Source organism: Pseudomonas sp. MN1F, assembly GCF_009391885.1.
In the GTDB taxonomy this organism is placed as follows: domain Bacteria; phylum Pseudomonadota; class Gammaproteobacteria; order Pseudomonadales; family Pseudomonadaceae; genus Aquipseudomonas.
Genome location: NZ_VZII01000058.1, coordinates 77,574 through 103,448, shown reverse-complemented (window position 1 = coordinate 103,448; position 25,875 = coordinate 77,574). Strand labels below are relative to the sequence as shown.

Genomic DNA, 25,875 nt, shown 5'->3' with positions numbered 1-25,875 from the left:
ATACAATCATGACTGAAATCAATAGTCTCGGCGCACAAACCGCCATCAATCCCCAGGCGCTCAAGGCACAGCTGACCGGTGAACTGCTCAACCTGACCCAGGCGCAGCCGGGCCTGCTCAAACCGGGCGAGACCGCTCAGGCCGAAGTGCTGACGATGCGCCAGAGCGGCAGTACCTTCCAGCTGGTGCTGCAAGTGATTCAGGCCAGCGGCAGCCAGACCCAGGTCCAGGCCACTGCCAACCAGCCGATCCCGCAAGGCAGCCAGTTCACCGTCAGCCAGCCGGAAAGCAATCGGCTGGCCGTGATGGTGCAGCAAGCCAGCGCCAGCAATATCGCCACCCTCACCCAACTGGACACCAGCAAGGTGCCGGTCGGCACCCTGCTGCAGGGCAAGGTCCTGACCAACCAGCCTCTGCCCCAAGCGGCGGGCGAAGCGGCCAGCTTCCGCTCACTGGTCAGCCTGCTCAACACCGCCCAGGCCGGCGCCACGCTGGCCGTCGACAGCCCGCGCCCGCTGCCGATCGGCAGCCTGCTCAGCGCCCTGGTGCAAGGCGATCAGTCGCTGCGTTTCGTGCCGCTCAGCGGGCGCCAGGAGCAATTGAACATCGCCCAGCAGTTGCTTGCCCAGCAAGGCCGTCAGGCCTCCTTGCCTGGCCTGCTCAGTGCGTTGCAGCAGCTTGCCAACAGCCCGAGCAGCGACGGCGAACTGCGCAGCACCGCCAACAGCCTGCTGGCCAACCTGCCGGATGCCCGCCAGCTCAGTGACGGCAAAACCCTCGCCCAGGCCCTGAACAACAGCGGTGCCTTCCTGGAGGCCAAACTGCTCGGCGGCCTTGGCGCCAGCGTGGTCACCGACCTCAAGGCGCAGCTGGTGAGGTTGGTGGCGCAGGCTTCGATGGCCGCGCCAAACAGCCCGGTGATCGCCACCACGCCCCTGGTGCAAGTGCTGCCGGCCATGGCCCGTGGTGCATTGGGCATGCTCGACCGGGTCAGCCCGAGGACGCTACCCGGCGCATTCCCGCTGCCCTCCCGGCTGTTGCAAGCAATGGAGAACGAAGGCGATCTGCAACAACTGCTGCGCCTGGCCGCCGCCGCCATCTCGCGCCTGCAGAGCCACGCCCTGAGCAGCCTGCAGCAATCCGGCACGCTGGATAACGGCAACCTGCAGACCACCTGGCAAACCGAAGTGCCGATCCGCCATGGCCAGGAGTTCATTCCCTTGCAAGTGAAGCTGCAGCGCGAAGAAACCCCGGAGCAGCAGGCCGAGCGCCAGCAGCGCGAACAGCAAGCCCCCTTGCAGGCCCTGTGGCGGATCGACCTGGCGTTCGACCTGGCGCCACTGGGCCCTTTGCAGGTCCAGGCACAACTGAACCAGGAGCGCTTGTCCGGCCAACTGTGGGCCGAGCGCGAACAGACCGCCCGGCTGATCGGCAGCCAGCTCGGCGAACTGCGCGAGCGCCTGCTTGCCCGTGGCCTGGAAGTCGGCGACCTGGAATGCCACCTCGGCATCCCGCCACAGGGCCCGCGCACGCGGGTGGAACAACGTTGGGTGGATGAAACCGCATGATCGACAAGCAACCGCGCCAGGCCATCGCCCTGAACTACGACGGCCAGCAGGCCCCCACGCTGACCGCCAAGGGTGACGACGAGCTGGCCGAGGCGATTCTGGCCCTGGCCCGCGAGCACGAAGTGCCGATCTACGAAAACGCCGAGCTGGTGCGGTTGCTGGCGCGACTTGAACTGGGTGAGCAGATCCCCGAAGCGCTGTACCTGACCATTGCCGAAATCATCGCCTTTGCCTGGCAATTGCGCGGCAAGGTGCCGGTCGGCTTCAACGACGAGCCACCTGGCGAACGTGATATCACCCCCGACCTGCTGCACCTGCCGCCTGGCCGGGTTCGCTAGATATCTACCACCGTTAGCCGGTCACCACGTAGCAGCCTTGCCAGCTCCTCCGCAAGCAAGGCCATACCTATGTCCGGTAACATCAATGCCAGCGGCGTGCAGTACGTCCGCGACCATCTGAGCAACCTCCCGCGCCCGGATCGCGAAGCCAACCGCCTGATCCGCGCATGGCTCGCGCAACGTGGCTTCGACCTGGACCCGCGACAGATCGACGTGGTGACGCTGCACTACCGCGCCGATGGCGAGGGTGGCCACCTGGCCGCCGTCACCCAACGACAAGACCTGGTCCAGGCCCTGCTGGGCAACTGGCAGGGCGAGTCGAACAACGATCTGTTCGGTGCGCTGATTGCCGCGCCTTGGGCCGGCACCCTGCCCACAGGGTCGATTCGACTCGTCGAAACCCTCCCCGCCCCCGGGTTCAATCACTATGGTGCCGAGCATTCCGTGTTCAACGGCTTGTTCAGGCGCACCGAGCCGACCCGTTATGACACCTCGACACACCTGCCGATCAGCGCCGAGGCATTCCAGCAGTTCATCGAGCAACTGGACTTCCAGGCGCCGTTCAGGACCATGCTCGACAGCTACTGGGACAATCATCTAAAGAGCTATCGGTTGTCCTGCAAGCTCAGTTTCGTCACCGCCTGCAACCTTCAGGTCGAGCAAGGCAGCCTCAGCGATGCCGGGCGCCAACTGGCCTGGCGCGCCGCCGATCTGCTGCCCAGAGGCAAAGGCCTGCGCCTGAGCACCCTGAGCATCTATGGCTACGCGGCAAGCGACCTGCTGTACATCAACGACGCCAGCACCGACCTGACGCTGCTCTACGCCCCGGGCAACAGCGCACCGCTACTGGAGTTCACCAGCGAAACGCTGCTCAAGGACTGGGTCGGCCAGCAATGCAAGGACCCCGCCCGGCGCCAGGCACTCAGGCAGCACTTCAGATTGGCCGATGGCCCTCAGGGCCTGGACTTCAGTGGCCTGGACACCGCACTGGAGGGTTTGGCCGAATACCCGCACAGCCATCGCCTGCCGCCGGAACACGGCTTTTTCAACGACGATGGCGTCTGGTCACCCCAGACTTATGTGAACTACCGGCCTGGCAAGTACAACCCCAGGATTACCGGTGACCTGTTCCAGGCGCTGGCCGAGCGGCAACGCCAGCGCAGCTACGACGATGCCGACTTCATCATCACCGCCGACAGCGAGATCACCAAGGCACGCTGGCGCGGCTACCTGGCCACCACACTCAATCTGGTGGCACCGCTGAGCCTGGTGGTGCCGGGCCTGGCACCGCTGCTTGCCCTGGGTGGCATTGCCCAGCTCGGCCTTGGCCTGGACCAGGCAATCAACGGCAAGCACCTGCAGGACAAACAGGACGGTGTCGCCAATATCACCTGGGGCCTGCTCAACGCCCTGCCCCTGATCGTGCATGGCGCAGCCAGGGGCAAAGTGCTCTTCACCACCAAAAGCGAGCGTTTCGTAACGCCCAGCCGCATCAACGAGCAGTACGGCTACCCGTTGAGCCCGCTGATGGCACCGCACCTGCCGGACATCGATGTGGCGCCTTACTTCCACATCCATGACCCAATCGCGCCCTTGCCAGGCGGTGACCAGGCGATTGCCGATTCGGTGATCCGCGTCCCTCGTTACGACGGCGGCCCGGACTTGCTCAACACAGCCATCGACGGCTACCAAGCCCAAGTGATCTACGACATGGAGGCGGACGTATTCATCAACGATCGCGATATCAATGAGGTCGATCCCGTGGGTTACGTTGCCCGCCCAGGGAGCGCTCACCTGCATCCCCTGGCTACCCCGCGTGCAGTCGACGATGCCATGCGTATTAGCAGCCTGCGCGCCCTGGGCGTCGAGTTGCCGTTACCGGTCGAACTGCCTGGCCTGACGCCGCAGAGCACGCCGATACCCAGGCAGATCAGCTGCCTGTGGGTGGGCGACCGGGTGATCAGCCAGAGCCTGATCAATAACCTGGCCAACAATGCCGCGCGCCTGGCCGACAGTGACTACGGCATACGCCTGTTCCTGTCCAACGCAGCGCCCACCGCCTACGCCGAGAACCTGCGCTTGCTCACCGAGCAGGCGCCAGCCCTGCAGGTACTGCCGCTTGAGGAACAGCCGTTCTTCCGCGAATTCCGCCAAGGTCCCTACCACACGCAGTACCAGGCAGCCCTGGACGGCAACGGCGGGGTGGCCAGCAACTTCTCCTCGGCGTCGGACGTGCTGCGCTATCCGATGTTGCACCATGAAGGGGGGTTGTACATGGATGTCGACGATACCTTGCTGGCACCCGGCGAGCCCGGCGAGCACATCGATCAGGTGCCTCTGCTCGCCATGCCGGATGGCCTGCTGTTGGCACCGCCCCAGTCCAATGAAGCGCTCAGCATGAATTGCCTCTACAACACCAGCTTCATCGGCAGCCACCCTGGCAACCCGACATTGCTGGCGATCTCCGAGGAAATGCGTACCCGCTACCTGAACGAGGCGGACTTCTACGACCACCGGCCGAGCCGGCGCGAGGATCCGCAAGGCTTCTACCACTATGCCAGCCGCCTCAGCCGGCTCACCGGGCCCGCGCTGCTCACTGCGGTGGTCGACCAGCACCTGCCGGCCTTGCGCACCTTGCGCCAGGTCACCAACCTCTATTCCCTACCGCGCATCAACTCCTGGCAGTTCATCAACCTGGAGCATTACCAGACGGCGCTGCATGACCTGCTGCCGCTGAACCGCTTCGCCCGGGTCGGCAGCTTCAACTCGTGGGCGCGCCCCTGACCCCCGGGATGAAAAAAGGCGACCCTGGGGTCGCCTTCTTCGTCACTCGCCGCGATGCAGCTTGCTCATCAATTCTGCCTCGGCCTGGGTCAGGCCGCAGGTTTCGGTGAGCTCGGCCACGCTGGCGCCCATGCCCACCAGCTTGGCGGCCTGGGTGAAGGTCACGCTGTTGGGGTCGCGCTGCTCCAGCTGCTGGAGCTTTTCCGGTAGCGGCGCCACGGTTGCACGCAGCTCATGGATGGCCTCACCCATGCGCACGGTACCGTTCTGGTAGTCGTCCAGGCGCTTGGCCAGGTCCTTGATGCGCTGGTCGCGCAGGGCATCGCCCACGGCCTGCTGCGCCGCCAGTTCGCGCTGGCGCTTGCTGTAGTTGAGGAAGAACCACAGGCTCAGGGCCCACAGCAGCGCCAGCAAGATTACCGCCACCTCGAAGATCAACTCAGATGTTCTCCAGCTCAGACCATTCTTCCTCGGTCATCATCTTGTCCAGCTCGACCAGGATCAGCAGTTCGCCGTTCTTGTTGCACACGCCCTGGATGAACTTGGCCGACTCTTCGTTACCCACGTTCGGCGCCGTTTCGATTTCCGACTGACGCAGGTACACCACCTCGGCGACGCTGTCGACCAGGATGCCGACCACTTGCTTGTCCGCCTCGATGATGACGATACGGGTGTTGTCGGTCACGTCCGACGGCATCAGGCCGAAGCGCTGGCGGGTGTCGATCACCGTCACCACGTTGCCACGCAGGTTGATGATGCCCAGCACGTAGCTTGGCGCGCCCGGCACCGGAGCGATCTCGGTGTAGCGCAGCACTTCCTGCACCTGCATGACGTTGATGCCGTAGGACTCGTTGTCCAGACGGAAGGTTACCCACTGCAGGATCGGATCTTCAGAACCTTGCGCAGACGACTTTTTCATTCCCCTAGCCCTCTAAATCCGCTGTTGGCGGTTGTGTTCGGTGTCATTTCTGTTTGGCATGCAACTGCTTGACTGCGCCGCTGGCGATCAGCTCGGCCAGTTCGGCGACGTCGAGCAGTGCACACATGTGTTCGATGACCGTACCGGCCAACCACGGGCGCTGGCCACGCTGGCTGCGCCACTTGATCTCGGCCGGGTCCAGGCGCAGCGAGCGGCTGACCTGATGCACCGCCAGGCCCCATTCGTAGCCTTGCACGGAAATTACGTAATTCAGGCCCTGGCGGAAGTCGTCGCGGTAGCGGTCGGGCATGACCCAGCGCGCGGTATCCAGCACCTTGAGGTTGCCGGCCTGGCAGGTCAGGATGCCGAGGAACCAGTCCGGCTGGCCGAACAGCGGCGTCAGTTCCTGGCCTTCCAGGCTGTAGATCGAACCCAGGCACACCAGCGGCACTGCCAGGGTCAGCCCGGCAACGTCGAACAGCAGGCACTCGAACGGCTCGGCAGCCCAGGCCGGGCGGCCATCGACGCTGGCCGGCGGTGTCGGAACGTCAGCCATGCTGGCCGCTGGCAGGTGTACCTCCACCAACGGTGCAACCGGTTCCGGCGTCGGTACTTGGGTCAGGACCGGGATGCTGGCTTCGGCCACCACTTCAGTCTCGACCACCGCCACCACCGGTGGCTCGACCGGCAGCACGGCGGGCAGCACCTTCACCTGCGGCTCGGCGAAAGGCCTGGCTGCGGGTGCCGGCTGGTGAGCGTCGCGCGCCTGCTCTTCACGCACGGCTGCGGCAAATTCGTCGTTCGGCGTGGATGCCATGGCCGGCGCATGCAGGTCGAGGATGTCCTCGGCCTCGGTAGCCTCCTGCAACAACCCATCAAGGTACGACTGCAGGGCCAGTTGCGGCTTGGTGCCGACAGGCCGGTTCATGACGCCACCTGCGCGACCGGCTTGTAGGTCAGCATATGCTTGAGCAGTGCCCGGTAGGCAATCACCCCACGGCTCTTGCCATCGAACTGCGACGGCGTGACGCCGTTGCGGCTGGCATCGCGCAGGCGCGTGTCGACCGGGATGTAACCCTGCCACACCTGGTGTTCATAGGTATCGCGCAGCACCTTCAGCGTGCCCAGTGAGGCCTGGGTACGGCGGTCGAACAGGGTCGGCACGATCTGGTAAGGCAAGGCCTGCTTGCGCGAACGATTGACCATGGCCAGGGTGCCGATCATGCGCTCCAGGCCCTTCACTGCAAGAAACTCGGTTTGCACCGGAATCACCAACTGCTGGCTGGCCGCCAGGGCGTTGACCATCAGCACGCCAAGCAATGGCGGGCTATCGATCAGGGCAAAGTCGAAATCCTGCCACAACTGCGCCAGACTCTTGGCGATCACCAGCCCCAGGCCACTCTGCCCTGGCGACTGGCGCTCCAGTACCGCCAGCGCAGTGCTCGAAGGCAGCAGCGAGATACGCTCATCGCTGGTCGGCAACAGCAGTTGCCCCGGCAGGCCCTCGGGCACGCTGCCCTTGTGCAGGAACAGGTCGTAGCAGCTGTGCTCCAGGGCATCCGGGTTGTGCCCGAAATAGCTGGTCATCGAGCCATGCGGGTCGAGGTCGACGACGACCACGCGCTTGCCCGCCTCGGCCAGCAGGCCGGCCAGGGCGATGGTGGTCGTGGTCTTGCCCACGCCACCTTTTTGATTGGCTACTGCCCAGACTCTCATAGGACAACTCTTGTCTCATTGGTGTCGCCGGCACCCACAGGGCATGCGGTGACGGAGAATTGACGGCTCACTTGGCCGTCGTCGCTGCTGGGGTTGGCGGTGCACTTTGTGTGCCAGCACGACGCAGCGCTGCATCCGGGGTGGCATTGGCACTGCCCGAGCCGGTCAGGCTGCGGCGCACTTCGAGGTTGCGGGAAATCACCAGCACCACCCGACGATTGCGCGCACGCCCTTCGGCCGTGTCGTTGCTGACCAACGGTTGGTACTCGCCATAGCCCACCGAGGCCATGCGCGCCGGATTTACCCCTTCCATGGCCAGCAGGCGCACGATGCTCGCCGCCCGCGCCGCCGACAGCTCCCAGTTGGTCGGGTACTGCGCCGTGCGGATCGGCAGGTTGTCGGTGAAGCCTTCGACATGCACCGGGTTGGCGAACGGCTTGAGGATGTTGCCGACTTTCTCGATGATGGCGAACGCCTGGTCGCTGGGCATGGCATCGCCACTGCCAAACAGCAAGGACGAGTTCAGCTCGATCTCCACCCACAGCTCGTTGCCGCGCACGGTCATCTGGTCAGACTTGATCAGGTCGCCGAAGGCATCGCGCACGTCGTCGCTGATGGTCTTCAGCGGGTCGACGCTGGTCTGCGCCAGGCCCGCATCGATCTGCTCGCTGTCCTTGATCAAGGGCTCTGCCGGTTTCACGCTGAGCGGCTGCTCATCGCCGATCGGGATCGGCTTCATGCTCCGCTCAGGGTCGTTGAACACCCCGAGCAGCGCTTGCGAGATGACCTTGTACTTGCCCTCGTTGATCGAGGAGATCGAATACATGACCACGAAGAAGGCGAACAGCAAGGTGATGAAGTCGGCGTACGACACCAGCCAGCGTTCGTGATTCTCGTGCTCCTCGGTATGACGGCGACGGCGCATGGCTTACTCCATGAAGCCTTGCAGCTTCAACTCGATCGAGCGCGGGTTCTCACCCTCGGCTATCGACAGCAGGCCTTCGAGCAGCATCTCGCGGTAGCGCGACTGGCGCAGGACGATGGCCTTGAGCTTGTTGGCGATCGGCAGCAGGATCAGGTTGGCACTGGCCACACCGTAGATGGTAGCGACGAAGGCCACGGCAATGCCGTTGCCCAGCTGCGACGGGTCGGCCAGGTTGCCCATGACGTGGATCAGGCCCATGACCGCACCAATGATACCGATGGTCGGGGCGTAGCCGCCCATGCTCTCGAACACCTTGGCGGCCTGGATGTCGCGGCTTTCCTGGGTCAGGAAATCGACTTCGAGGATGCTGCGGATCGATTCCGGTTCGGCGCCATCGACCAGCAGTTGCAGGCCCTTGCGGGCGTATGGGTCGGGTTCGGCATCGGCCACGCCTTCCAGGCCAAGCAGGCCTTCCTTGCGCGCCGTCAGGCTCCAGTTGACCACCCGATCGATACCCCCGGCCAGGTCGACCCGCGGCGGGAAGAAAATCCAGCGCAGGATCTGCAGCGCACGCTTGAAGGCCGACAGCGGCGACTGCAGCAATGCCGCCGCCAGGGTGCCACCGAGCACGATCAAGCCGGCCGGCCCATTGAGCAAGGCACCGACGTGGCCACCTTCAAGGAAGTTGCCGCCAACGATGGCGACGAACGCCAGGATCAGGCCAATCAGGCTGAGCACATCCATCAGACACACGCCTCGACCAGGTGTTTGCCGATTTCATCCAGGCTGTACACCGCGTCAGCCAGGTTGGCTTTGACGATGGCCATGGGCATGCCGTAGATCACACAGCTGGCCTCATCCTGGGCCCACACGGTACTGCCGCCCTGCTTGAGCAGGCGCGCGCCTTCACGGCCGTCGGCGCCCATGCCGGTGAGCACCACCGACAGCACCTTGTCACCGTAGGACTTGGCCGCCGAGCCGAAGGTGATATCCACGCACGGCTTGTAGTTCAGGCGCTCGTCGCCCGGCAGGATCTTCACCGTGCCACGGCCGTCGATCATCATCTGCTTGCCGCCAGGGGCCAGCAGCGCCAGGCCCGGGCGCAGCATGTCGCCGTCCTCGGCTTCCTTGACGCTGATCTTGCACAGCTTGTCGAGGCGTTCGGCAAAGGCCTTGGTGAAGGCGGCGGGCATGTGCTGGATCAGCACGATCGGCGCCGGGAAGCTCGCCGGCAGTTGGGTCAGCACCCGCTGCAGGGCCACCGGGCCGCCGGTGGAGGTACCGATCGCCACCAGCTTGTAAGGCTTGCGCTTGGGCGCCGGGGCATGCGTTGCGGCCGGTGCCGCCGCGCGGGCAGGCGCGGCAGGGCGTACCGGCGCGGTGCTGGCCAGGCTGCTGGCGGCTGCATGGCTGCTGGCCGGCGCAGGTGCGGTGACCGGCGCGTGGCTGGTGTAGCCGCCGAAACGGCGGTTGCTGCGCGAGATGGTGTGCACCTTCTCGCACAGCAGCTGCTTGACCTTCTCCGGGTTGCGCGAGATGTCTTCGAAGTTCTTCGGCAGGTAATCCACCGCACCGGCATCCAGCGCGTCGAGGGTGACACGGGCGCCTTCATGGGTCAGCGAGGAGAACATCAATACCGGCGTCGGGCAGCGCTGCATGATGTGCCGCACGGCAGTGATGCCATCCATCATGGGCATTTCGTAGTCCATGGTGATGACATCGGGTTTGAGCGCCAGTGCCTGGTCGATCGCTTCCCTGCCGTTGGTCGCGGTGCCGACCACCTGGATCGTCGGGTCCGCCGAGAGGATTTCCGAAACGCGGCGGCGGAAGAAACCGGAATCATCCACCACCAGGACCTTGACTGCCATAAACACTCCATTAGGCGACGCAACCCACCAGGGTGCGCCGCCGAAAATCAGATACGCCGTGCCGCGTAACGCTTGAGCATGCTCGGCACGTCGAGAATCAGCGCGATGCGGCCGTCACCGGTGATGGTGGCGCCAGACATGCCCGGGGTGCCCTGCAGCATCTTGCCCAGCGGCTTGATCACCACCTCTTCCTGGCCCACCAGCTGGTCGACCACGAAACCGATACGCTGGGTACCGACCGAAAGGATCACCACATGGCCCTCATGCTGCTCCTCGTGCACCTGGCCCTGAACCAGCCAGCGCTTGAGGTAGAACAGCGGCAGCGCCTTGTCGCGCACGATCACCACTTCCTGGCCGTCGACCACGTTGGTGCGCGACAGGTCGAGGTGGAAGATCTCGTTGACGTTGACCAGCGGGAAAGCGAATGCCTGGTTGCCCAGCATCACCATCAGGGTCGGCATGATCGCCAGGGTCAGCGGCACCTTGATGACGATCTTCGAACCCTGGCCCTTGGCCGAGAAGATGTTGATCGAGCCGTTGAGCTGGGAAATCTTGGTCTTCACCACGTCCATGCCGACGCCGCGGCCGGACACGTCGGAAATCTCGGTCTTGGTCGAGAAGCCCGGGGCGAAGATCAGGTTGTAACAGTCCGACTCGCTCAGGCGGTCGGCTGCGTCCTTGTCCATCAGGCCCTTTTCCACGGCCTTGGCGCGCAGGATGCTCGGGTCCATGCCCTTGCCGTCGTCGGAGATCGACAGCAGGATGTGGTCACCTTCCTGCTCGGCCGACAGCACCACGCGGCCGGTGCGGGCCTTGCCGGAAGCTTCACGCTCGTCCGGCATCTCGACACCGTGGTCGACGGCATTGCGCACCAGGTGCACCAACGGGTCGGCCAGGGCCTCGACGAGGTTCTTGTCGAGGTCGGTCTCTTCACCGACCAACTCCAGGTTGATCTCTTTCTTCAACTGCCGAGCCAGGTCGCGGACCAGGCGCGGGAAGCGGCCGAAGACCTTCTTGATCGGCTGCATGCGGGTTTTCATCACCGCAGTCTGCAAGTCGGCGGTGACCACGTCGAGGTTGGACACGGCCTTGGACATGGCCTCGTCGCCGCTGTTCAGGCCCAGGCGCACCAGGCGGTTACGCACCAGCACCAGTTCGCCGACCATGTTCATGATCTCGTCCAGGCGCGCAGTGTCGACGCGCACGGTGGTTTCCGCTTCGCTGGCATGCTTTTCCGCGGCCGGGGCCGGAGTACGGGCTGGCGCTGCGGGCTTGGCGGCGGCCGGCACAGCGGCAGCCGGGGCTGCTGCGGGCCTGGCGACCGGTTTGCTCTCAGCCACGGCCGCAACCGGCGCTGCCACGGCGGCAGGTGCTTCGCCAGCAACGGCTTCACCAGTGAACTTGCCCTTGCCGTGCAACTGGTCGAGCAACGCTTCAAACTCGTGCTCAGAGATCTCGTCACTGCTGGCGGGTGCGACAACGCTTTGCACTGCAGCGCTGGCCGCCGGCAAGGCATCGGCCTGGAAGGTGCCCTTGCCGTGCAACTGGTCCAGCAACGACTCGAATTCTTCGTCGGTGATCTCGTCGCTCACCGGCGCGCTGGCATCGGCCAGCGCTTCGACGGCGGCCACTTCGGGCGAGAACTGGCCCTTGCCATGCAGCTGGTCGAGCAGCGATTCGAACTCGGCGTCGGTGATGTCGTCACCCGCGCCGCCCAGGGTCTCGCCCTGCATCTGCGCTTGGGCAGCGGCCGCTTCGGCCTTGACTGCATCGAGTGAGTCGAGCAGCTGTTCGAACTCGGTGTCGGTGATGTCCGCCTCGGCGGCCACAGGCTCCGGCGCGGCCTCGACAACGGCTGCCGGGGCATCGGCGCTGGCAGGTTCCGCCAGGCGCGACAGGGCTGCCAGCAGCTCCGGCGTAGCCGCGGTCACTTCAGTGCGCTCACGCACCTGGCCGAACATGCTGTTGACCGTATCCAGTGCCTCAAGCACCACGTCCATCAGTTCCGCGTCGACCCGGCGCTCACCTTTGCGCAGGATGTCGAACACGTTCTCGGCGATGTGGCAGCACTCCACCAGCTCGTTCAGCTGAAGGAAGCCGGCGCCCCCTTTTACAGTGTGGAAACCGCGAAAGATCGCATTGAGCAGGTCGGCATCGTCGGGCCGGCTTTCCAGCTCGACCAGTTGCTCGGACAGTTGCTCAAGAATTTCGCCGGCTTCTACCAGGAAATCCTGAAGGATTTCTTCATCGGCGCCGAAGCTCATTAAACGTGCTCCTTAAAAACCCAGGCTGGACAGCAGATCGTCGACGTCGTCCTGACCGGACACAACGTCTTCACGCTTATCGGCATGAATCTGCGGACCTTCACCCCGAGTCGGATGTTTTTCTTGATCTTTTTCAGCGCGCAGCTGCTGGTGGTCATGTTCGATACCGGCAAAACGGTCGACCTGACTGGCCATCAGCACGAGCTTGAGCAGATTGCTTTCTACTTCGGTGACCAACGCAGTGACGCGCTTGATCACCTGGCCGGTCAGGTCCTGATAGTCCTGAGCCAGCAAAATGTCATTGAGGTGGCCGGCGACCTTGCGGTTACCCTCGGCGCTGTGCGTCAGGAAACTGTCGACGCGCTTGACCAGCTCGCGAAACTCCGGCGCTGCGACTTCGCGGCGCATGAAGCGCTGCCAGTCGACGCTCAGGCCTTGCGCCTCGGCTGCCAGGTCGTTGAGCACCGGGGTGCTCTCCTCCACCAGGTCCATGGTGCGGTTGGCGGCACCCTCGGTGAGCTTGACCACGTAGGACAGGCGCTCGGTGGCATCGGTAATCTGCGAGACTTCCTCGGCCTGCGGCATCTGCGGGTCGATCTGGAAGCTGACGATCGCGCTGTGCAGTTCACGCGTGAGCTTGCCGACTTCCTGGTACAGGCCACGGTCGCGGGTCTGGTTGAGCTGATGAATCAGCTGCACCGCCTCACCGAAACGCCCCCGTTCCAGGCTCTCGACCAGTTCCTCGGCATGTTTCTTCAGGGTCGACTCGAACTCCCCCAAAGACGTCTGTGTTGATTCCATGGCGCCCCCCTGACGTGACTCAGCCGTTGACGCGTTCGAAGATCTTCTCGATCTTTTCTTTGAGCACCTGGGCGGTGAACGGCTTGACCACATAGCCATTGACGCCGGCCTGGGCCGCTTCGATGATCTGGTCGCGCTTGGCTTCGGCGGTCACCATCAGCACCGGCATGGTCTTCAGACGATCGTGGGCACGCACCTTGCGCAGCAAATCGATACCGGACATGCCCGGCATGTTCCAGTCGGTCACCAGGAAGTCGTAATGGCCGCTTTCGAGCATCGGCAGCGCGGTGGTGCCATCGTCGGCTTCATCGGTGTTGGTGAAGCCCAGGTCACGCAACAGGTTCTTGATGATCCGCCGCATCGTCGAAAAGTCGTCAACGATGAGGATTTTCATGTCTTTGTTCAAGTAGACCTCCAAGCAGTCTCAAACGCGCTCGGCCCCGAGCACGCGTATTCAAATTCGGTACAACGTGGAAAACGACTGCAACGACCCCGGGCTCAACGTGCCCGCCATTCCCCCAGGCGGCTGCGCAGGCGCGCGGCACACTGGCTGTGCAACTGGCTGACACGCGATTCGCTGACCCCCAGCACCTCACCGATTTCCTTGAGGTTCAGCTCTTCGTCGTAGTACAGCGCCAGCACCAGGCGCTCACGCTCCGGCAGGTTGGCGATCGCATCGGTCAGGGCAGCCTGGAAGCGCTCGTCCTCCAGATCGCGCGACGGCTCGACCTGGCCACTGGCGCCGTCCTCGTGCAGCCCTTCGTGTTCGCCGTCCTGCAACAGGTCGTCGAAACTGAACAGGCGGCTACCCAAGGTATCGTTCAAGATCCCGTAGTAATCATCGAGACTCAATTGGAGTTCGGCAGCAACTTCATGATCTTTAGCGTCGCGGCCAGTTCTTGCTTCCACGGCGCGCATCGCATCACTGACCATGCGCGTATTGCGGTGCACCGAACGCGGTGCCCAATCGCCCTTGCGGACCTCGTCGAGCATCGCCCCGCGGATGCGGATGCCGGCGTAGGTTTCGAAGCTGGCACCCTTGCTGGCGTCGTACTTGTTGGCCACTTCCAGCAGGCCGATCATGCCGGCCTGGATCAGGTCTTCGACCTGGATGTTGGCCGGCAGGCGTGCCAGCAGGTGGTAGGCAATGCGCTTGACCAGCGGCGCGTAGCGATCCACCAGCTCGAACTGGGCGTCTTTCGACGCCTTGCTGTACATCTTGAAACCGCTCGCATTCATAGCACGGGTCCTGCGCTGGTGGGTTGCACCAGGCGCTCGACGAAGAACTCAAGGTGCCCGCGCGGGTTGGCTGGCAGCGGCCAGCTGTCGACCTTCTGTGCGATGGCCTTGAAGGCCAGGGCACACTTGGAGCGAGGGAAGGCTTCGTAAACTGCGCGCTGCTTCTGCACCGCCTTGCGCACGCTCTCGTCGTAGGGCACAGCGCCGACGTATTGCAGGGCGACGTCAAGGAAGCGGTCGGTGACCTTGGTCAACTTGGCGAACAGGTTGCGCCCTTCCTGCGGGCTCTGCGCCATGTTGGCCAGCACGCGGAAGCGGTTCATGCCGTAGTCGCGGTTGAGCAGCTTGATCAACGCGTAGGCGTCGGTGATCGAGGTCGGCTCGTCACACACCACCAGCAGCACTTCCTGGGCGGCGCGGACAAAACTGACTACCGAGTCACCGATACCCGCAGCCGTGTCGATCACCAACACGTCGAGGTTGTCGCCGATTTCGCTGAAGGCCTGGATCAGCCCGGCATGCTGGGCCGGGGCCAGGTGCACCATGCTCTGGGTGCCGGAGGCGGCCGGCACGATGCGCACACCGCCAGGCCCCTGCAACAGCACGTCACGCAGTTCGCAGCGGCCCTCGATGACATCGGCCAGGGTGCGCTTGGGCGTCAGCCCGAGCAAAACATCGACGTTGGCCAAGCCGAGGTCGGCGTCCAGCAGCATCACCCGGCGGCCAAGTTCGGCCAAGGCCAGTGACAGGTTCACTGAAACGTTAGTCTTGCCGACGCCACCTTTGCCACCGGTTACGGCGATCACCTGTACGGGATGCATGCTACCCATGTTCGTTGTTTACCTTGTCTCGCTTGGACCCAGACCACGCGCAGCGCACGACAGCCAGCTCCGGAATGTAGGTACTTTGCATACGCTTGCCCCTCAACCCGCACGTCGCGGATTGTGGTAGAGATCAGCGAACATGTCGGCCATCGCCTCTTCGCTGGGCTCGTCCTGCAACTGCACGTTGACTGCGCGAGTCACCAGCTGGTGCGGGCGCGGCAGGTGCAGGTCGTCAGGAATGCGCGGGCCGTCGGTGAGGTAGGCCACGGGCAGTTCATGACTGATGGCCAGGCTCAGCACATCGCCGAGGCTCGCCGTTTCATCAAGTTTGGTCAGGATGCAGCCGGCCAGGCCGCAGCGCTTGTAGCTGTGATAGGCAGCCGTCAGCACCTGCTTCTGGCTGGTGGTGGCCAGCACCAGGTAGTTCTTCGCGGCAATGCCACGCCCGGCCAGGGTTTCCAGTTGCATGCGCAGGGCCGGGTCACTGGCCTGCAGGCCGGCAGTATCGATCAGCACCACGCGCTTGCGCAGCAGCGGCTCCAGCGCTGCTGCCAGCGACTGGCCCGGGTCGACATAGGTAACCGGCACATTGAGGATGCGCCCCAAGGTCTTGAGCTGCTCCTGGGCACCGATGCGGAAACTGTCCATGCTCACCAGGGCCAGGTTCTGCGGGCCGTACTTGAGCACATAGCGTGCCGCCAGCTTGGCCAGGGTGGTGGTCTTGCCCATGCCGGCCGGGCCGACCATGGCGATCACGCCGCCCTCTTCGATCGGTTCGATCTGTGGCACGTCGATCATTCGCGCCAGGTGCGCCAGCAGCATGCGCCAGGCCTGGCGCGGCTCCTGGATTTCACTGGTCAGGTCGAGCAGCTCGCGGGCGATCGGGCCGGACAGGCCGATACGTTGCAGGCGACGCCAGAGGTTGGCCTGCGCCGGCTTGCTGCCCTGCAGCTGGTTCCAGGCCAGCGAGCCGAGCTGCACTTCAAGCAGCTCGCGCAGGCCCGACAGTTCCGAACGCATGGCATCGAACAGGCGCGGGTCAACAGCCGGCTGCGCAGGCGCAGGCGCTGGAGGCGGCAAGTCGACGTGCGGCTCGACCAATGGCTCGGCCGCGGTCAACGACTGGCCGGCGAACAATTGGCGGTTGCCTTCGCTGGCCTCGGCGCGGTTGTCCAACTCGGCCTGGGCAGTGGCGATGCGCGACTGGGTCTTGCGCAGCTCTTCTTCCAGTTCGGCGTTGGGCACCCGCGGGGCCAGCGCAGACAGCTTGTAGTCCAGCGCGGCGGTCAGTTCGACACCGCCGGCGATGCGGCGGTTGCCGATGATGGCGGCATCGGAGCCCAGCTCATCACGAACCAGCTTCATGGCCTGACGCATATCGGCGGCGAAAAAACGCTTGACTTGCATAACCCACTACCTCAGCCGTTGGGGCCCACTGTGGCAACGATGGTGACTTGCTTGTTATCCGGTATTTCCTGATACGCCAGAACATGCAAATTCGGTACAGCCAGGCGGCCGAAGCGCGACAGCATGGCACGGATCGGGCCAGCTACCAGGAGAATGGCCGGCTGGCCTTGCATTTCCTGGCGCTGGCAGGCGTCGATCAGCGAACGCTGCAGCTTTTCGGCCATGCTCGGTTCCAGAAGAACACCGTCTTCCTGACCTTGCCCGGCCCTTTGCAAACTATTGAGCAAGATCTGTTCCAACCTTGGCTCAAGGGTGATCACAGGCAGCTCGGGCTCAACGCCGACAATGCTTTGGACGATGGCACGACACAATCCGACGCGCACTGCTGCCACCAGCGCGGCGGTATCTTGACTCTTGCCGGCATTGTTGGCGATGGCCTCGGCAATACTGCGGATGTCACGCACCGGCACTTGCTCGGACAACAATGCTTGCAGGACCTTGAGCAGCCCCGACAAGGAAATGACACCGGGCACCAGTTCTTCTGCAAGTTTAGGCGAAGCCTTGGACAATACCTGCAACAGCTGCTGCACCTCTTCGTGGCCGATCAGCTCGTGGCAGTGCTTTTGCAGGATCTGGTTGAGGTGGGTGGCAACCACGGTACTGGCGTCGACCACGGTGTAACCCAGCGACTGCGCCTGAGCGCGCTGCCCGACGTCGATCCACACCGCCTCAAGGCCGAATGCCGGGTCGCGCGCGGCGATGCCGTTGAGCACACCGAACACCTGGCCAGGGTTGATCGCAAGCTCGCGATCCGGGTAGATATCGGCCTCGGCGAGGATCACCCCCATCAGCGTCAGGCGATAGGCGCTGGGCTGCAGGTCGAGGTTGTCGCGGATATGCACGGTCGGCATGAGGAAGCCCAGGTCCTGGGACAGCTTCTTGCGCACCCCCTTGATCCGCGCCAGCAGCTGGCCACCCTGGTTGCGGTCGACCAGCGGAATCAACCGGTAGCCGACTTCCAGGCCGATCATGTCGATCGGTGTGACGTCGTCCCAGCCCAGCTCCTTGGTTTCCTGCGCACGCTGAGGCGACGGCAGCAGGTCCTGCTGGCGCTGCACTTCCTTCTGCGCTTCGATCTTGGCCTTCTGTTGCTTCTTCCACACCAGGTAGGCACCGCCACCGGCCAGCAGGCCGAGGCTGAGGAAGGCAAAGTGCGGCATGCCCGGCACCAGGCCCATGATGATCATCAGCGCCGCAGACACACCCAGCGCCTTGGGCGAGTCGAACATCTGGCGATTGATCAGCTTGCCCATGTCCTCGGAGCCCGAGGCACGGGTGACCATGATCGCGGCAGCAGTGGACAACAGCAGTGATGGCAATTGCGCCACCAAACCGTCACCGATGGTCAGCAAGGCGTAAACCTTGCCCGCATCGCTGAACGACATGTTGTGTTGCAGCATACCGATCAGCATGCCGCCGATCAGGTTGATGAAGAGGATCAGCAGGCCGGCGATGGCGTCACCGCGGACGAACTTGCTGGCACCGTCCATGGAACCGTAGAACTCGGCCTCCTGGGCTACCTCGGCGCGGCGCGCCTTGGCTTGGGCCTGGTCGATCAGGCCGGCATTGAGGTCGGCGTCGATGGCCATCTGCTTGCCGGGCATGGCGTCGAGGGTGAAGCGCGCGCTCACCTCGGAAATCCGCCCGGCGCCCTTGGTGACCACCACGAAGTTGATGATCATGAGGATGGCGAACACCACCGCACCCACGACGTAGTTGCCGCCGATCACCACCTCACCGAAGGCCTGGATCACTTTACCGGCAGCGCCGTGACCTTCCTGGCCATGGAGCATGACCACCCGCGTGGAGGCCACGTTCAGCGCCAGGCGCAGCAAGGTCGCCACCAGCAGGATGGTGGGGAACGCGGCGAAGTCGAGCGGGCGCAGGGCGTACACGCAGACCAGCAGGACCACGATCGACAGGGCGATGTTGAAGGTGAAGAACACGTCGAGCAGAAACGGCGGTATCGGCAACATCATCATTGCCAACATCACCAGCAGCAGCAACGGCACGCCCAGGTTGCCCCGGCCGAGCCCGGCCAGGTTGTTGCGGGCGTTGCTGATTAACTGAGTGCGATCCACCGCGAGTCCTCTTGATGCAAAACTTTGACGCCCAAGGGGCGCTTGGGCGTGGCTTTGCAAGAAGCCTTCCAACTTTGCTCGGCTAAGGATTTATGTTGCCTGTACCCGCGAAGAGGCCGGCACAGGCTGGAATCAGTTGTCGCGGCGCAGATCAGGCGGAATCGGCAGGTCTTCCTTGAGCGGCTCAGGCCGCTTGCCCTTACCCGAGCGGTACTGGCGGATCTGGAACACGTAGGCCAGCACCTGCGCCACGGCCAGGTAAAGCCCCGCCGGGATCTCCCCTTCCACCTCGGTGGAGTAGTAGATCGCCCGCGCCAGGGCCGGCGATTCGAGGATCTGGATCTTGTGCTCGACGCCGATCTCGCGAATTTTCAAGGCAATGAAGTCGGTCCCCTTGGCCACCAGCAACGGCGCCACGCCTCCCTTCTCCGGGTCGTATTGCAGGGCCACGGCATAATGCGTCGGGTTGGTGATGATCACGTCAGCCTCGGGCACCGCAGCCATCATGCGCCGCTGCGACACCTCGCGCTGCAGCTGGCGAATGCGCTGCTTGACCTCGGGCTTGCCTTCGCTGTCCTTGTATTCGTCCTTGATCTCCTGCTTGGTCATCTTCAACTTCTTGTGCGTCTGCCACAGCTGGAACGGCACGTCCGCGGCAGCAATCAACAGCAACCCGGCAGCCATCCACAACGCACTCCAGCCAACCACCTGAACACTGTGGATGATCGCCTGTTCCAGCGGCTCGTTGGCAATGGCCAGCAGCGCCTGACGATCATTGCCCAACACCACCAGCGCCACGACTAGGATCACCATGAACTTGGCCATCGCCTTGAGCAATTCGGTCAGCGAGTTCAGCGAAAACATCCGCTTGATACCCGACAATGGGTTCATGCGGCTGAATTTTGGTTGCAACAGGCTGCCCGAGAAAATGAACCCGCCAAGGGCAATGGGGGACACGAAGGCGATGACGAACAGCAGCATGAGAATCGGCTGCACCGCCCAGATCGCCATCTTGCCCGACGCCAGCAGGAACATGCCCATCGAGCGCTCGTCGACCAGCACTTCGCGAGTCAGGGAGAAGTTCATGCGCATCAGCGCCATCAACGTTTCCGCCAGGTTGCCGCCGAAGGCCAGCAGCGCGCCGGCACCGGCCAGGGTCGAGGCAACGGTGTTGAGCTCCTTGGAGCGGGCGATCTCACCTTTTTCGCGCGCATCGCGCTTGCGCTTGTCGGTGGGGTCTTCCGTCTTGTCCTGACCGCTCTCGCTTTCTGCCATGCTCAGGGCGCCCTCGCCAGCTCACGCAGCCATTGCAGCGCTTCACTGGCCAACGCCTGGTAATGGGAAAGCACATCGGCCAGGCCTATCCAGAAGATGCCCATGCCCAGCACCAGGGTCAGCGGGAAACCGATGGAAAAGATGTTCAGTTGCGGCGCGGCGCGGGTCATCACGCCGAAGGCGATGTTCACCACCAGCAGCGCGGTGATCGCCGGCAGGATCAGCAACAGGCCGGCACCGAACACCCACCCCAGGCGGCCAGCCATTTCCCAGAAGTGATTGACCACCAGGGCGTGGCCCACCGGCAACGTGGTGAAGCTCTCGGTCATGACCTCGAACACCACCAGATGGCCGTTCATCAGCAAGAACAACACACTCACCAGCATGGTCATGAACTGGCTGACGACCGCCACGTTGACCCCGTTGGCCGGGTCGACCATCGAAGCGAAGGCCATGCCCATCTGCACGGCAATGATCTGCCCGGCGATGACGAAGGCCTGGAACAGCAACTGCAGGGAGAAACCGAACAATGCGCCGACGATCACCTGCTCGCCACACAGCAGCAGGCCACGCAGGCTCAGCGGGTCGAATTCAGGCAATGGCGGCAGTGCCGGCACGATCACCACGGTGATGGCCACCGCCACGTACAGGCGGATGCGCGCCGGCAGCATGCGCGTGCCGAAGATCGGCATGGTCATCAGCACTGCGGTCACCCGGAACAGCGGCAGGATGAAGGTGGCGACCCAGGTGCCGATCTGCGCGTCGGTCAGCTCCAGCATGGCAGGCTCAACCGATCAGCTGCGGGATGCTGGTGTACAGGCCGGTGATGTACTCCATGAACTTCTGCACCAGCCAGGGCCCGGCGACGATCAGCGTGACCAGCATCACCAGCAGGCGCGGCAGGAAGCTCAAGGTCTGTTCGTTGATCTGCGTGGCGGCCTGGAACATCGCCACGATCAGCCCGACCAGCAGGCTCGGCACCACCAGCACGGCCACCATCAGGGTGGTCAGCCACAGCGCGTCTCGGAACAGGTCGACAGCGACTTCAGGTGTCATGCGAGGGCTCTCCCAGGCGGCGTCAGACGCCGCCGAAACTGCTGGCCAAGGTGCCCATGATCAGAGCCCAGCCATCGACCAGGACGAACAGCATGATCTTGAATGGCAGCGAGATGATCAGCGGCGACAGCATCATCATACCCATGGCCATCAGCACACTGGCCACCACCATGTCGATGATCAGGAACGGGATGAAGATCATGAAGCCGATCTGGAACGCGGTTTTCAACTCCGAGGTGACGAACGCCGGCACCAGGATCGTCAGCGGCACCTGGTCGGGGCTGGCGATGTCGGTGCGCTTGGACAGGCGCATGAACAGGTCGAGGTCGCTCTGCCGGGTCTGTGCTAGCATGAAGTCCTTGAGCGGGCCCTGGGCCTTCTCGATGGCTTGCTGGGCGGTCATCTTCTCGCTCAGGTACGGCTGCAGGGCATCCTGGTTCACCCGGTCGAACACCGGCGCCATGATGAACAGGGTCAGGAACAGCGCCATGCCGGTCAGCACCTGGTTCGAGGGTGTCTGCTGCAGGCCCAGGGCCTGACGCAGGATCGAGAACACGATGATGATGCGGGTGAAGCTGGTCATCAGGATGACGAACGCCGGGATGAAGCTCAGCGCCGTCATGATCAGCAGAATTTGCAGGCTGACCGAATACTCCTGCTGCCCGTCCGCGGTGTTGGACAGGGTAATCGCCGGGATCGACAGCGGGTCGGCGGCCAAGGCCAGCGGCGCAGCCAGCAGCAGCGCGATTGGCAACAAGGTGCTCAACAAAATGCGCAGCGCGCCACTCATCACTTCTTGTCCTTCTGATCCTTGCCCATCAGCTCCATCAGCCGCTGGGCAAATTCTGGCGTCGCCTGGCGGGCGTTGGCGGGTACTTCGACGGGCTCGGCCATGACATGCAGGGTTTCGATGCTGCCTGGGGTATGACCGATGAGGATCTGCTCCTTGCCGACCTGCACCAGCAGCAGCCGGTCACGCGGGCCGATGGCGCGGCTGCCGACGATCTCGATCACCTGCCCGCCCTTGGGCGTGGCGCCCTGCATGCGGCGCAGCGCCCAGGCCAGGAAGAAAATCAGGCCCACCACCAGCAACAGGCCGAACACCATTTGCGCCAACTGCCCGCCCAGGCTACCGGGCGCAGCGGTCGGCGCCGCAGCCGGGCTGGCTGCAGGCGTGGCGGCGGCAATGGCCAGGTCGCTGACCAGCAGCGTGGCCAGGGCCATCACGGCCCGCATCAAACCCTTCACTCAGCGCAGCTTCTTGATACGTTCGCTGGGGCTGATCACGTCGGTCAGGCGGATGCCGAACTTCTCGTTGACCACCACCACTTCGCCATGGGCGATCAGCGTGCCGTTGACCAGCACATCGAGCGGTTCACCGGCCAGGCGGTCGAGTTCGATCACCGAGCCCTGGTTGAGCTGCAGCAGGTTGCGGATGTTGATTTCGGTACTGCCCACTTCCATGGAAATACTCACCGGAATGTCCAGGATCACATCCAGGTTCGGGCCTTCAAGGCTGACGATCTCGTTCGGCCGCGGGGAGCTGGCGAACTCTTCCATCGGCAGGCGACCGGCACCGGGCTTGCCGCTATCACCGGCAAGCAGTGCGTCGATATCGGACTGGCCGGCATCACCGGTTTCTTCCAGGGCCGCAGCCCACTCATCGGCCAAGGCCTGGTCTTCAGCGGAAGTGATCTCGTTTTCGTTAGCCATGATGTCCTCGACAGGCATTCAATTCGTAAAGAGCGACCGGCACGCGTTCAGCGGCGTTCGATCGGGTCGATGATCTGCAGGGCCAGGTTGCCCTTGTGCGAGCCCAGGCGCGCCTTGAACGACGGCACGCCATTGGCGCGCAGTACCAGGTGCTCGGGCAGCTCCACCGGGATCACGTCGCCGGCCTGCATGTGCAGGATGTCGCGCAGCTTCAGCTGGCGACGGGCAACGGTGGCGGTCACCGGCACGGAGACGTCCAGCACGTCCTCGCGCAGGGCCTTGACCCAGCGCTCATCCTGGTCGTCGAGGTCGGACTGGAAGCCGGCATCGAGCATTTCCCGCACCGGCTCGATCATCGAGTACGGCATGGTCACATGCAGGTCGCCGCCACCGCCGTCCAGTTCGATATGGAAGGTGGAGACCACCACCGCCTCGCTCGGGCCGACGATGTTGGCCATGGCCGGGTTGACCTCGGAGTTCATGTACTCGAAGTTGACCGGCATGATCGCCTGCCAGGCTTCCTTGAGGTCGACGAAGCACTGGTCCAGCACCATGCGCACCACGCGCAGCTCGGTGGGGGTGAATTCGCGGCCCTCGATCTTGGCGTGACGACCGTCACCGCCAAAGAAGTTGTCCACCAGCTTGAACACCAGCTTGGCATCGAGAATGAACAGCGCAGTGCCACGCAGGGGCTTGATCTTGACCAGGTTGAGGCTGGTCGGTACGTACAGCGAATGCACGTACTCGCCGAACTTCATCACCTGCACGCCACCTACCGCCACGTCCGCAGAGCGGCGCAGCAGGTTGAACATGCTGATGCGGGTGTAGCGGGCGAAACGCTCGTTGATCATTTCCAGGGTCGGCATGCGACCCCGCACGATCCGATCCTGGCTGGTCAGGTCGTAGCTTTTGATGCTGCCGGGCTCGGCAACGCTCTCGGTCTGTACCAGCCCATCGTCGACGCCATGCAACAGGGCATCGATCTCATCCTGGGACAGCAGGTCCTGTACGGCCATTGCGGACTCCTACTGCAATACGAAATTGGTGAACAGCAGCTGGTCGACCACCGGCCTGCCGACTTCCTTCTGCGCCACTTCCTGAACCACCGCGGTGGCTTTCTGACGCAGCATTTCCTGGCCCACCGAGCTGGCCGTCAGGGTGTCGAAGCCCTGCCCGGAGAACATCATCACCAGGTTGTTGCGGATCACCGGCATGTGCACCGAGAGTGCGTCCAGGTCGGCCTGACTGCGGCCTTGCAGGGTGATGCTCAGTTGCATGTAGCGCTGGCGGCCGTTCTGGTTGAAGTTGACCACGAAAGCGGGCGCCAGCGGCACGTAGATGGCTGGGGCCTTGACGTTGGTTGCGGCCGCTTCGGGGGCGGGTGCCGATTCACTTTTGTGCATGATGAACCAGGTGGCACCCACCGACAGGCCGACTGCCAGCAACAGGGCCAGCACCAGCAGCAGGATCAGCTTGAGTTTGCCTTTTGCGGCGGGGTCTTTCACTGCGTCGCTCTTCGCCATGCCAATAATCCGTCGTCCATCGGGGTTTCAAAGGAGGATGACGTGGCTTGAGCAAGTGTTATGCCATGTTTGGCTTGAGAGGTGTGCCGCCCGTGAGATAGCGCGCCGCCCGCGCGGCGCTCGACCTCACAGGCGCTGAAAATCCCATGGCAGGCCCATCAGGCGTAATAATCGACGGCACTGTCGCCAACAACCACCTGCTGCTCGACAGCCCGGGAGACGTCGCCCGACCCGCCCTGCTCGCCCTCACCACCTTGAGCCCGGCGCGCGGCTACCCCGGACAGCTGCGAGGCCTCCTGCTGCGCCTGCTGCTGTTGCTGACGCGACTGGTCGGCGACATTCACGTCCGGCTGTGCCAACCCCTGCTGGGCGAACAGCTCGCGCAGGCGATACACCTGGCTATCCAGCGCATCACGCACGCCAGCATGGCCACTGACGAAGGTGATCTGGGTGGACTGGTCGGTCGCCACATTGACACGGATATCAAGGCGCCCAAGCTCAGCCGGCTCCAACTGGATATCCGCCGACTTCAGGTTCTGACTGGACAGGTACATGACCCGGTTGACCAAGCCTTCGGCCCAGGCGCCCTGATTCATCTGCAATGGCTGATGCAAGGGATTGGCACTGACCGGCAACGCATTGGCGGTCTTGGCGGTAACGGCCTGGGTCAGGCTGGCCAGGCGGTTGGCGAAATCGTCGACACGGGTATCGCTGCTGGCGCTCTTGGTGTCCTTGAGCCCGTCTTCGAGCAAGGCACCGAAAGCCTTGTCGCCGGTCTCGGACTTGCCTGCCTCGCCCTCGACCCTGTCGACCAGGGTCGCCAACGGATTGACGGCCGCCTGCCCATCATCGGCTTGGGCTTTGCCAGGTTCCACTGCATGCGCCGACGTCGTGCCTTTGGCCTGGGCGCTCTGCTCCAGGGCCAGACGCAACGTTGGCAGGTTGGCCAAGGGATCGGCATCCGGATCGAAGGCCTCGGCGTCAGTCTCGGACTGCCCCGGCAATGGCGCGGCAACCGCTGCCACCGGCGGCTGCTGGATAGCCGCTTGCAACACCGGCGCCACCGCTTCGGCCTGGGCCTGCAGCAATTGCGCGCCAGGCTGCGCGTCGGTCACCTGGCCCGCCACCAGGCTGGCGTCGAGCGACCCCGAGTCACTGGGCGGCGCCGTATCGGCAGTGGCCGACGCCGTATCGTCTGCTGGCAATTTGTTGCCGTCATCGGCAACCGCCGGTTTATCGGCAGCCTGCTTCTTGCCGCCCTGGGCTACCTCGGGTTTGTCCTTCGGGTCGGGCTGAGCCACCTTGTCGTTGCGCACGGGCGCCTTGTCCCGCCCCTGCCCGGCCATGACCTGATCGAAGCCGCCGCCCTGCCCACCCGCCGGCTGCAGTGGCTTGTCCACCCGCGAGGAACCCGCGCTCGACGGCTTGCTCAGGGTGTTGGCTTGCAACAAAGGGTTGGGTGCGACAGGCATTGAGCGGTCTCCGCGCCAGAAACTGGAATATCATCTGGCCAG

26 protein-coding genes are annotated in these 25,875 nt (G+C 63.9%); 3 read left to right on the top strand and 23 right to left on the bottom strand.

The annotated features are described in order from the left end of the window. The first annotated feature begins 8 nt into the window (after positions 1–8). The 3 genes from F6X59_RS25460 (at position 9) to F6X59_RS25450 (ending at position 4,690) form a co-directional block, all read left to right on the top strand. Positions 9–1,568, top strand: a complete 1,560-nt coding sequence (locus tag F6X59_RS25460; RefSeq protein WP_152958867.1) for a flagellar hook-length control protein FliK — start codon at positions 9–11, stop codon at positions 1,566–1,568. Beyond that, the gene (locus tag F6X59_RS25455) at positions 1,565–1,906 is read left to right on the top strand and encodes an EscU/YscU/HrcU family type III secretion system export apparatus switch protein (RefSeq protein ID WP_152958866.1); all 342 of its coding nucleotides are present in this window, start codon (positions 1,565–1,567) and stop codon (positions 1,904–1,906) included. Before F6X59_RS25460 ends, F6X59_RS25455 begins: the two co-directional genes overlap by 4 nt. 69 nt (positions 1,907–1,975) lie before the next feature. Continuing rightward, positions 1,976–4,690, top strand: a complete 2,715-nt coding sequence (locus F6X59_RS25450; protein ID WP_152958865.1) for a dermonecrotic toxin domain-containing protein — start codon at positions 1,976–1,978, stop codon at positions 4,688–4,690. A gap of 42 nt (positions 4,691–4,732) precedes the next feature. Here the strand turns inward: F6X59_RS25450 and F6X59_RS25445 are convergent, their stop codons facing one another. The 23 genes from F6X59_RS25445 to F6X59_RS25335 all read right to left on the bottom strand — a co-directional run bounded on the left by F6X59_RS25445 (position 4,733) and on the right by F6X59_RS25335 (position 25,833). Further along, positions 4,733–5,128 (bottom strand): DUF2802 domain-containing protein, encoded by a 396-nt coding sequence (locus F6X59_RS25445; protein WP_103446511.1) that lies wholly within the window; start codon positions 5,126–5,128, stop codon positions 4,733–4,735. Between the two features lies 1 nt (position 5,129). After that, positions 5,130–5,609, bottom strand: a complete 480-nt coding sequence (locus F6X59_RS25440; RefSeq protein ID WP_016393802.1) for a chemotaxis protein CheW — start codon at positions 5,607–5,609, stop codon at positions 5,130–5,132. Positions 5,610–5,652: 43 nt separating this feature from the next. Beyond that, positions 5,653–6,537, bottom strand: coding sequence for a CheW domain-containing protein (locus tag F6X59_RS25435; RefSeq protein WP_152958864.1), 885 nt, complete (start codon positions 6,535–6,537; stop codon positions 5,653–5,655). Next, positions 6,534–7,325 carry a ParA family protein gene (locus tag F6X59_RS25430; RefSeq protein ID WP_110636578.1) on the bottom strand — a complete coding sequence of 264 codons (792 nt, stop codon included), beginning with the start codon at positions 7,323–7,325 and terminating at the stop codon, positions 6,534–6,536. The genes F6X59_RS25435 and F6X59_RS25430 overlap by 4 nt, the downstream gene beginning before the upstream one ends. A 67-nt stretch (positions 7,326–7,392) precedes the next feature. Further along, positions 7,393–8,250, bottom strand: coding sequence for a flagellar motor protein MotD (motD, locus tag F6X59_RS25425; protein ID WP_152958863.1), 858 nt, complete (start codon positions 8,248–8,250; stop codon positions 7,393–7,395). A 3-nt stretch (positions 8,251–8,253) separates the two neighbouring features. Further along, on the bottom strand, positions 8,254–8,994 hold the full coding sequence (locus tag F6X59_RS25420; protein ID WP_152958862.1) for a flagellar motor protein: 741 nt from the start codon (positions 8,992–8,994) through the stop codon (positions 8,254–8,256). Further along, positions 8,994–10,118, bottom strand: a complete 1,125-nt coding sequence (locus tag F6X59_RS25415; protein ID WP_152958861.1) for a chemotaxis response regulator protein-glutamate methylesterase — start codon at positions 10,116–10,118, stop codon at positions 8,994–8,996. The genes F6X59_RS25420 and F6X59_RS25415 overlap by 1 nt, the downstream gene beginning before the upstream one ends. 47 nt (positions 10,119–10,165) lie before the next feature. Continuing rightward, the gene (locus tag F6X59_RS25410; protein ID WP_152958860.1) at positions 10,166–12,382 is read right to left on the bottom strand and encodes a chemotaxis protein CheA; all 2,217 of its coding nucleotides are present in this window, start codon (positions 12,380–12,382) and stop codon (positions 10,166–10,168) included. A 12-nt stretch (positions 12,383–12,394) separates the two neighbouring features. Further along, positions 12,395–13,183 carry a protein phosphatase CheZ gene (locus F6X59_RS25405; protein ID WP_152958859.1) on the bottom strand — a complete coding sequence of 263 codons (789 nt, stop codon included), beginning with the start codon at positions 13,181–13,183 and terminating at the stop codon, positions 12,395–12,397. Between the two features lie 19 nt (positions 13,184–13,202). Beyond that, entirely contained in the window at positions 13,203–13,577 is a 375-nt protein-coding gene (locus tag F6X59_RS25400; RefSeq protein ID WP_103446503.1) for a chemotaxis response regulator CheY, read from the bottom strand. 104 nt (positions 13,578–13,681) lie between these two features. Continuing rightward, positions 13,682–14,422, bottom strand: coding sequence for an RNA polymerase sigma factor FliA (fliA, locus tag F6X59_RS25395; RefSeq protein ID WP_152958858.1), 741 nt, complete (start codon positions 14,420–14,422; stop codon positions 13,682–13,684). Next, a complete protein-coding gene (gene fleN, locus F6X59_RS25390) occupies positions 14,419–15,252 on the bottom strand; it encodes a flagellar synthesis regulator FleN (protein ID WP_054884183.1) in 834 nt (277 codons plus the stop codon). Before fleN ends, fliA begins: the two co-directional genes overlap by 4 nt. 93 nt (positions 15,253–15,345) lie before the next feature. Beyond that, the gene (gene flhF, locus F6X59_RS25385) at positions 15,346–16,653 is read right to left on the bottom strand and encodes a flagellar biosynthesis protein FlhF (RefSeq protein ID WP_152958857.1); all 1,308 of its coding nucleotides are present in this window, start codon (positions 16,651–16,653) and stop codon (positions 15,346–15,348) included. Positions 16,654–16,664: 11 nt separating this feature from the next. Further along, entirely contained in the window at positions 16,665–18,794 is a 2,130-nt protein-coding gene (flhA, locus tag F6X59_RS25380) for a flagellar biosynthesis protein FlhA (RefSeq protein ID WP_346652310.1), read from the bottom strand. Positions 18,795–18,926: 132 nt separating this feature from the next. Then, complete coding sequence (gene flhB, locus F6X59_RS25375; protein WP_152958855.1) at positions 18,927–20,069, bottom strand: flagellar biosynthesis protein FlhB; 1,143 nt, start codon at positions 20,067–20,069, stop codon at positions 18,927–18,929. A gap of 2 nt (positions 20,070–20,071) precedes the next feature. Continuing rightward, on the bottom strand, positions 20,072–20,848 hold the full coding sequence (gene fliR, locus F6X59_RS25370) for a flagellar biosynthetic protein FliR (protein WP_152958854.1): 777 nt from the start codon (positions 20,846–20,848) through the stop codon (positions 20,072–20,074). A gap of 7 nt (positions 20,849–20,855) precedes the next feature. Continuing rightward, positions 20,856–21,125, bottom strand: coding sequence for a flagellar biosynthesis protein FliQ (fliQ, locus tag F6X59_RS25365; RefSeq protein ID WP_027921194.1), 270 nt, complete (start codon positions 21,123–21,125; stop codon positions 20,856–20,858). 22 nt (positions 21,126–21,147) lie between these two features. Next, a complete protein-coding gene (gene fliP / locus F6X59_RS25360; RefSeq protein WP_152958853.1) occupies positions 21,148–21,915 on the bottom strand; it encodes a flagellar type III secretion system pore protein FliP in 768 nt (255 codons plus the stop codon). Then, the gene (gene fliO, locus F6X59_RS25355) at positions 21,915–22,361 is read right to left on the bottom strand and encodes a flagellar biosynthetic protein FliO (RefSeq protein WP_152958852.1); all 447 of its coding nucleotides are present in this window, start codon (positions 22,359–22,361) and stop codon (positions 21,915–21,917) included. The genes fliP and fliO overlap by 1 nt, the downstream gene beginning before the upstream one ends. A gap of 12 nt (positions 22,362–22,373) precedes the next feature. Further along, entirely contained in the window at positions 22,374–22,838 is a 465-nt protein-coding gene (fliN, locus tag F6X59_RS25350; protein WP_152958851.1) for a flagellar motor switch protein FliN, read from the bottom strand. Positions 22,839–22,885: 47 nt separating this feature from the next. Further along, the gene (gene fliM / locus F6X59_RS25345; RefSeq protein WP_110636537.1) at positions 22,886–23,854 is read right to left on the bottom strand and encodes a flagellar motor switch protein FliM; all 969 of its coding nucleotides are present in this window, start codon (positions 23,852–23,854) and stop codon (positions 22,886–22,888) included. 9 nt (positions 23,855–23,863) lie between these two features. Next, positions 23,864–24,361, bottom strand: coding sequence for a flagellar basal body-associated protein FliL (gene fliL, locus F6X59_RS25340; RefSeq protein ID WP_152958850.1), 498 nt, complete (start codon positions 24,359–24,361; stop codon positions 23,864–23,866). Between the two features lie 158 nt (positions 24,362–24,519). Beyond that, complete coding sequence (locus F6X59_RS25335) at positions 24,520–25,833, bottom strand: flagellar hook-length control protein FliK (protein ID WP_152958849.1); 1,314 nt, start codon at positions 25,831–25,833, stop codon at positions 24,520–24,522. Between the last annotated feature and the right edge of the window lie 42 nt (positions 25,834–25,875).

What these genes read in the sequence shown, in the direction of transcription:
- flhB (WP_152958855.1), bottom strand. Translation starts at nt 20,069, where the DNA reads ATGGCAGAAAGCGAGAGCGGTCAGGACAAGACGGAAGACCCCACCGAC.
- fleN (WP_054884183.1), bottom strand. Translation starts at nt 15,252, where the DNA reads ATGGGTAGCATGCATCCCGTACAGGTGATCGCCGTAACCGGTGGCAAA.
- motD (WP_152958863.1), bottom strand. Translation starts at nt 8,250, where the DNA reads ATGCGCCGTCGCCGTCATACCGAGGAGCACGAGAATCACGAACGCTGG.
- F6X59_RS25435 (WP_152958864.1), bottom strand. Translation starts at nt 6,537, where the DNA reads ATGAACCGGCCTGTCGGCACCAAGCCGCAACTGGCCCTGCAGTCGTAC.
- fliP (WP_152958853.1), bottom strand. Translation starts at nt 21,915, where the DNA reads ATGAGTGGCGCGCTGCGCATTTTGTTGAGCACCTTGTTGCCAATCGCG.
- F6X59_RS25410 (WP_152958860.1), bottom strand. Translation starts at nt 12,382, where the DNA reads ATGAGCTTCGGCGCCGATGAAGAAATCCTTCAGGATTTCCTGGTAGAA.
- fliR (WP_152958854.1), bottom strand. Translation starts at nt 20,848, where the DNA reads ATGCTGGAGCTGACCGACGCGCAGATCGGCACCTGGGTCGCCACCTTC.
- F6X59_RS25430 (WP_110636578.1), bottom strand. Translation starts at nt 7,325, where the DNA reads ATGAGAGTCTGGGCAGTAGCCAATCAAAAAGGTGGCGTGGGCAAGACC.
- fliM (WP_110636537.1), bottom strand. Translation starts at nt 23,854, where the DNA reads ATGGCCGTACAGGACCTGCTGTCCCAGGATGAGATCGATGCCCTGTTG.
- fliQ (WP_027921194.1), bottom strand. Translation starts at nt 21,125, where the DNA reads ATGACACCTGAAGTCGCTGTCGACCTGTTCCGAGACGCGCTGTGGCTG.
- F6X59_RS25460 (WP_152958867.1), top strand. Translation starts at nt 9, where the DNA reads ATGACTGAAATCAATAGTCTCGGCGCACAAACCGCCATCAATCCCCAG.
- F6X59_RS25420 (WP_152958862.1), bottom strand. Translation starts at nt 8,994, where the DNA reads ATGGATGTGCTCAGCCTGATTGGCCTGATCCTGGCGTTCGTCGCCATC.
- F6X59_RS25450 (WP_152958865.1), top strand. Translation starts at nt 1,976, where the DNA reads ATGTCCGGTAACATCAATGCCAGCGGCGTGCAGTACGTCCGCGACCAT.
- F6X59_RS25440 (WP_016393802.1), bottom strand. Translation starts at nt 5,609, where the DNA reads ATGAAAAAGTCGTCTGCGCAAGGTTCTGAAGATCCGATCCTGCAGTGG.
- F6X59_RS25400 (WP_103446503.1), bottom strand. Translation starts at nt 13,577, where the DNA reads ATGAAAATCCTCATCGTTGACGACTTTTCGACGATGCGGCGGATCATC.
- F6X59_RS25335 (WP_152958849.1), bottom strand. Translation starts at nt 25,833, where the DNA reads ATGCCTGTCGCACCCAACCCTTTGTTGCAAGCCAACACCCTGAGCAAG.
- F6X59_RS25455 (WP_152958866.1), top strand. Translation starts at nt 1,565, where the DNA reads ATGATCGACAAGCAACCGCGCCAGGCCATCGCCCTGAACTACGACGGC.
- fliL (WP_152958850.1), bottom strand. Translation starts at nt 24,361, where the DNA reads ATGGCGAAGAGCGACGCAGTGAAAGACCCCGCCGCAAAAGGCAAACTC.
- fliA (WP_152958858.1), bottom strand. Translation starts at nt 14,422, where the DNA reads ATGAATGCGAGCGGTTTCAAGATGTACAGCAAGGCGTCGAAAGACGCC.
- fliN (WP_152958851.1), bottom strand. Translation starts at nt 22,838, where the DNA reads ATGGCTAACGAAAACGAGATCACTTCCGCTGAAGACCAGGCCTTGGCC.
- F6X59_RS25405 (WP_152958859.1), bottom strand. Translation starts at nt 13,183, where the DNA reads ATGGAATCAACACAGACGTCTTTGGGGGAGTTCGAGTCGACCCTGAAG.
- F6X59_RS25415 (WP_152958861.1), bottom strand. Translation starts at nt 10,118, where the DNA reads ATGGCAGTCAAGGTCCTGGTGGTGGATGATTCCGGTTTCTTCCGCCGC.
- flhF (WP_152958857.1), bottom strand. Translation starts at nt 16,653, where the DNA reads ATGCAAGTCAAGCGTTTTTTCGCCGCCGATATGCGTCAGGCCATGAAG.
- fliO (WP_152958852.1), bottom strand. Translation starts at nt 22,361, where the DNA reads ATGCGGGCCGTGATGGCCCTGGCCACGCTGCTGGTCAGCGACCTGGCC.